Annotated in this window: 5 protein-coding genes; 3 read left to right on the top strand and 2 right to left on the bottom strand. The window is 66.5% G+C overall.

All coding sequences use genetic code 11. The features are described from left to right. Positions 1-143 precede the first annotated feature (143 nt). Complete coding sequence (locus ACR3FE_RS27690; RefSeq protein WP_458211078.1) at positions 144-1,361, bottom strand: mandelate racemase/muconate lactonizing enzyme family protein; 1,218 nt, start codon at positions 1,359-1,361, stop codon at positions 144-146. Between the two features lie 175 nt (positions 1,362-1,536). Here ACR3FE_RS27690 and ACR3FE_RS27685 point away from each other — a divergent pair, with 175 nt between their 5' ends. From ACR3FE_RS27685 to ACR3FE_RS27675, 3 genes are all read left to right on the top strand, one after another. Further along, complete coding sequence (locus ACR3FE_RS27685) at positions 1,537-2,832, top strand: nickel pincer cofactor-dependent isomerase, group 22 (protein WP_458211077.1); 1,296 nt, start codon at positions 1,537-1,539, stop codon at positions 2,830-2,832. A gap of 41 nt (positions 2,833-2,873) precedes the next feature. Beyond that, the gene (locus ACR3FE_RS27680; protein WP_458211076.1) at positions 2,874-4,217 is read left to right on the top strand and encodes a nickel pincer cofactor-dependent isomerase, group 22; all 1,344 of its coding nucleotides are present in this window, start codon (positions 2,874-2,876) and stop codon (positions 4,215-4,217) included. Between the two features lie 68 nt (positions 4,218-4,285). Next, positions 4,286-5,242 (top strand): mannonate dehydratase, encoded by a 957-nt coding sequence (locus ACR3FE_RS27675; protein ID WP_458211075.1) that lies wholly within the window; start codon positions 4,286-4,288, stop codon positions 5,240-5,242. Between the two features lie 18 nt (positions 5,243-5,260). On the opposite strand, the gene ACR3FE_RS27670 is transcribed toward ACR3FE_RS27675, so the two are convergent. Further along, on the bottom strand, positions 5,261-5,820 hold a 560-nt coding region (locus ACR3FE_RS27670; protein ID WP_458211074.1), incomplete at its 5' end, for an HpcH/HpaI aldolase family protein.

Here is a 5,820-nt window from a genome sequence, read left to right as displayed (position 1 = left end):
CAGCGTCGACACGGCGGCGGCCGCCGGTGAGGCCGTCGCGGCCGCCGTCGAGCGCCGGTCGGGGCCGGAGCTCATCAGCGTGACGGTCGAGACGGAGGAGCCGTCCGCGACGGCGGTCGCGGATTACGAGACCGACCTCTCGTTCAGCTGAAGCCGGATTCGCCGTCGAGGAGGTGCTCCTCGACGACGTCCTCGTCGAGTTCGATGCCGAGTCCCGGCGTCTCGGGGACCTCGATGTACCCGTCGTCGATGAGCGGGTCGTCCGTGTGGAGGTCGTCCCACCAGTCGACCTCGAGGGCGTGGTACTCCAGGACGTCGAAGTTCGGGATGCAGGCCCCGAGGTGGACGCAGGCCATCGTCCCGATGGGACTGCAGACGTTGTGCGGCGAGAAGGCGATGTAGTTCTCCTCGGCGCGGTTCGCAATGGCCTTCGACTCGGCGAGGCCGCCGCAGGTCGACGGGTCGGGCGTAATGACGTCGACGCCGAAGTCGTAGAGGAGGTCCTTGAACTCGTGGACGCGGAACCGGTTCTCGCCGGTCGCGAGCGGCACGCTCGACGCGCGGGCCACCTCACGCTGGGCCTCCATGTTCTCCGGCGGGACGACGTCCTCGAGCCACATCAGGTCGAACGGCTCCATCTTCCGCGCGACCCGCTTCGCGCTGTCCAGCGAGTAGTCCCAGTGGACGTCGAACGCGAGGTCGATGTCGTAGCCGACGGCCTCGCGGACTGCCCCCACGATGTCGACCTTCCGCTGCATGGCACGGTTCGGTACCCGTCCGTTGTACGGGTCGGGGAAGTTGTCCATCTCCATGTCGAGGTCGAACTTCAGCGCGGTGAACCCCATGTCGGCCACGCGTTCAGCCTCCTCGGCATACGCCTCAGGTCGATAGGCCTCCTCGTCGTGGTGGGCGACGTAGCCGTCCTCCGTCTCGAAGGCCTCGCCTGCGTGGCAGTCCGCGTAGATGCGGACCTCGTCGCGGTACTTCCCGCCGAGCAGCTGATAGACCGGGACGCCGAGGACCTTCCCCATGATGTCCCAGCAGGCGATCTCGATGCCGGACGCGGCGGTCACCACCTTGCCAGTCGTCCCGCCGTGGCCCGACATATCCTGGACGATGCGACGGAAGATGCGTTCGGGGTCGAGCGGGTTCTCCCCGACGAGGAAGCGCTTCGTGTACTCCATTATGTCCGTGACTGTCCCACCGCGGTACGACTCGCCGATGCCGATAACCCCGGCGTCGGTGTGGACCTTCACCAGGTTCCACTCGAAGTTCCCTTCGACAACGGCGGTCTCAATGTCGGTGATCTCGACGTCGCGGTCCGGAGCGCGATTGGTGGCTTGGTTCGAAAAGTCTCGCATCAGGGCGGCCTCCCGTGGCTGTTCCGCTTGCATCCAGCTGTCGTTGCGTCGGCTCGCATGAGTGACGTTCATATGACCGGACCAAACCCTAATAACCGTTGTCACTGGGTACCAGATGACACTACCGTTTAAGATGACACTACCGTTTAAGTGGGTTCCGAACCGTTTCAGGGGTATGCAGTTCCCGGACGCAGACGATATCGACCCCGTCGTCGACGACGTGTCGCCGCCCCAGTTCGCCCGGGTACTCTACGAACCGACGACCCCGGAACTCGACGACCCGGCGGCTGTCGCACGCGACGAGGTTCAGTCGCTTCCCCTCGACCGACTTGGCGACGGCGCCACCGTCGCGGTCGGCGTTGGCAGCCGCGGTATCGACCGAATCGACGGCATCACCGCCGCCGTCGTGAGCGAACTCGACGAACGAGGATTCGACCCGGTCGTGGTCCCCGCGATGGGGAGCCACGGCGGCGCCACTCCCGAGGGCCAGCGCGAGGTCCTCGGCTCCTACGACCTCACCGAGGAACGACTCGGCTGCCCCATCGACCCGCGGATGGAGACCAGCGTGCTCGGGGAGGCGGACCACGGCTTCCCCGTCAACTGGTCGACGGCCGCCCTCGAGGCGGACGCGACCCTGGTGATAAACCGGGTCAAGGCGCACACGAACTATCGCGGTACGTTCGAGAGCGGTCTCACGAAGATGGCAGTCATCGGCCTCGGGAAACAGCGGGGCGCCCAGAAGACCCACGAACACGCCCTCGTCGAGGGGTACGAGATGGTACTGCGCGACGCGTTCGACGTCATCCGCGCCGAATCGAATCTCGTCGGCGGCGTCGCGCTCGTCGAGAACTTCCACGACAGGCTCGCGGAGGTGACGGCCATCCCCGCCGAGGACCTCCCGGACGGGGAGGGGCCACTGCTCGAACGCGCCTACGAGTACATGCCGACACTGCCGTACGACGAACTCGACGTACTCGTCATCGACGAGATGGGCAAGGATGTCTCCGGGGCAGGCATGGACACGAACGTCGTCGGTCGCTACAACGTGTTGAACACCGACGACCCAGAGTTCCCGAACATCAAACGCATCTTCGTCCGCGGCCTCACCGAAGCGACCCACGGGAACGGCGCCGGCATCGGCCTCGCGGACGTGACCCGCCGGTCGCTGGTCGAGGAACTCGACCTGAACCAGGTATACACGAACATCATCACGAGCAACTCCCTCTCGAAGGCGGCCATCCCGCTCGTCCTCCCGACCGACGAGCACGCGTTGAAGACCGCGCTCGGGTCCGTCGGTCCCTACGACCCCGAACGAATCCGCGTCGCCTGGATTCGAGACACCGGCCACCTCTCGGAGTTCCGCGTCTCCGAGGCGCTCGTCGGCGAGGCCGAGGACGTCACAGTCGAGGCGTGGGAGCGTCTCGCCTTCGAGGGCGGCGAGGCCGCGTTCGAGGAGATCGAGCGGACCTGACCGACGCCAGGTTTTTGCCGGAGAGGGTAAACTACTCGCTCATGCGAAGGAGTGACACTGCCGGGCCCAGACCGGTCCCCGAAGAGACGGTCATCGAAGCTTGCGGCAACCAGCCGCTCCCCGAACTCGGCGTCGTCGAGCAGGTGTGGGCGACCGATCCGATTCCCACGAACGCCGTCGCGGACCACGCCGCGACCGCCGTGGCCGAGTTCGACCTCGCGGCCATCCCCGAGGGCGGCGAGGTCGCAGTCGGTGTGGGGAGTCGCGGCATCGCGAACATCCCGACCATCGTGCGCGGGGTCGTCTCGGAACTCCGCGACCGGGGGTACGAGCCGTTCGTGTTCCCCGCAATGGGGAGCCACGGTGGCGCCACAGTCGGGGGACAGCGGGAAATGCTCGAATCGCTTGGAGTTACCGAGGCCGCCCTCGGCTGCGAGATTCGTGCGACAATGGAGACGACAGTCGTCGGCGAGACTCCGGACCGCGGCGTCGAAGTCCACGCCGACGCGCATGCCGCCGCGGCGGATGCCATCGTCCCCGTCAACCGGGTGAAGCCGCATACCGACTTCCAGGGCGACGTCGAGAGTGGGCTTTCGAAGATGATCGTCATCGGCATGGGGAAACAGCGGGGCGCAAAGACGGCCCACGAGTGGGCCATCGACTGGAGCTTCCGAAACATGATTCCCGAGATTACGTCGCTGCTCGTCGACGAACTCCCCGTCGTCGGCGGCGTGGCCATCGTCGAGGACGAGCACGACGACACGGCGATAATCGAGGGCGTCCCGCCCGAGGGCTTCCTCGACCGCGAGGCCGAACTCCTGGAGACGGCCTACGACCACCTCCCGACGATTCCGTTCGACGACGTTGACGTCCTCGTCGTCGACCGGACGGGCAAGGACGTCTCCGGAGCGGGCATGGACACGAACGTCATCGGACGGATGGTGTTTGGCCCCGAACCGGCGCCCGAGAAACCAGACGTTGGGCGCATCTTCGTCCGCGGCCTCACTGAGCCCTCTCACGGGAACGCCGTGGGGGTCGGCTCCGCCGATTTCATTCACGCCGACCTCTTCGACGCCATCAACCTCTCGGACACGCTCGTGAACGCTCTCACTGCCTCGACGCCCCGGGGTGCTCGGCTTCCCCCCGCCGTCGAGACCGACCGGGCGGGCCTGCTCGCGTGTCTCTCGACCATCGGTGTCACCGCCCCCGAGGAAGCCCGGGTCGTCCGCATCCGCGACACGATGCGACTGGGCCGCTTCGCCGCCTCGCCCGCACTGCTAGCCGAGGCGCGCGACCGCGACGACCTCCGGGTCGTCTCCGAACCCGAGCCCATCGCCCTGTCCGACGGGCAGTTCGTCGAAGATGTCTTCCCCGCCGGCGAGTAGGGCCGACGCGCTGCGGTGTGCCGAGGGAAAACCTCAATACCGGACCGTCCGCAGATGTTCGACACGGCATGGAACCAGCACTCATCCTCCCGCCGGAATACGACGAACGGTGGGACCTAGCGAAGCAGATGGGCGTCGAAAACGCGGTCGTCCACACCCTCGAAATCGGCGACGAGTCCCGCCCCTGGCGATACGAGGAACTCCTCGACCTGACCCAGCGGTTCCGCGACTACGGCCTCGGCGTCGAGGTTATCGAGGGCTGCGTCCCGATCTCGGACGACACCCGTCTCGGTCGCCCAGGCCGCGACGAGGAGATAGCACGCTTCAAGCAGTACCTCCGGAATCTCGGCGAACTCGACGTCCCGATCGTCGCGTACGACTGGATGGCGGGTAAGCGCTGGGCGCGCACCTCGACCGCCATCCCCAGTCGCGGCGGGTCGCTCACCACGGGCTACGACCACGAAATCATGCGGAACGCCCCCGACCAAGAACTCGCGCCCGTTGAGGCCGAGAAGCTCTGGGAAGGCCTCGAATACTTCCTGAACGAGGTCGTCCCGGTCGCCGAGGAAGCGGGCGTGAAACTTGCGCTTCACCCCGACGACCCGCCGCTCGGCAACGTCCGCGGCGTCGACCGCATCGTCACGAGCGTCGAGAACTACGAGGGAATCATGGACCTCTACGACAGCGAGTACAACGGTATCACCTTCTGTCAGGGTAACTTCGCGGCCATGGGCGCGGACGTCCCGGCGACCATCCGCCGGTTCGGCGACCGCATCAACTTCGTCCACTTCCGCGACGTGGACGGCGACGCGGAACGCTTCGTCGAGACGTGGCACGACGACGGCCCGACGGACATGCTCGCCTGTATCGAGGCATACCGCGACATCGGCTTCGATGGTCCCGCGCGCCCGGACCACGTCCCCACGATGGCAGGCGAGGACAACGACAATCCCGGCTACATGACTCTCGGCCGACTCTACGCGACCGGCTACATGAAGGGGCTACTCGAACAGACCGAGAACTGATGGTGTCGTCGGGCGTCCTCAGCGGTCGACGCTCTCGACGATGTCCTCGAAGGCGTGTGTCAGGATGGCGCCGTCGACGTGGATAGCGACGTACTGAGCGCCCGCGTCGATCCACTGTTCAGCCATCTCCGGGTCGTCAGCGTACGTTCCGACCACCTTGTCTTCCTCGGCCGCGCGGTCGCAGACCTCCTGCATGAGGTCCTCGACGCGGTCGTCGCGCACTTGTCCCGAAATGCCGAGTGACTGGGACATGTCGTACGGGCCGAGGAACAGGACGTCGATGCCCTCGACCGCGAGGATGTCGTCGAGGTTGTCAACGCCGCGCTCACCCTCGATGTGGATGATGACGGTCGTCTCCTCATTCTGTCGTGCGGTGTAGTCGTCCCGACCGGTGTAGCCGCCGGCGCGTACGTACGGCGAGAGACCACGCTCGCCGAGCGGGTCGAACCGCGCGTGGTCCACGGCGGCCTCTGCGTCCGCGCGCGTCTCTATCTGGGGTATCTCGACGCCCGCGGCGCCGACGTCGAGGGCGCGCTGTATCTCCGCCTCGCTGTTCTCGCGCACGCGGACGATGGGCG

The organism is Haladaptatus rarus (genome assembly GCF_054177585.1).
The sequence above is the reverse complement of the archived record's forward strand: the minus strand, read 5'-3'. Positions and strand labels throughout refer to the sequence as shown.

Excerpts from the sequence above, each read along its gene's own strand:
- ACR3FE_RS27690 (WP_458211078.1), bottom strand. The coding sequence starts at position 1,361 with ATGCGAGACTTTTCGAACCAAGCCACCAATCGCGCTCCGGACCGCGAC.
- ACR3FE_RS27685 (WP_458211077.1), top strand. The coding sequence starts at position 1,537 with ATGCAGTTCCCGGACGCAGACGATATCGACCCCGTCGTCGACGACGTG.
- ACR3FE_RS27680 (WP_458211076.1), top strand. The coding sequence starts at position 2,874 with ATGCGAAGGAGTGACACTGCCGGGCCCAGACCGGTCCCCGAAGAGACG.
- ACR3FE_RS27675 (WP_458211075.1), top strand. The coding sequence starts at position 4,286 with ATGGAACCAGCACTCATCCTCCCGCCGGAATACGACGAACGGTGGGAC.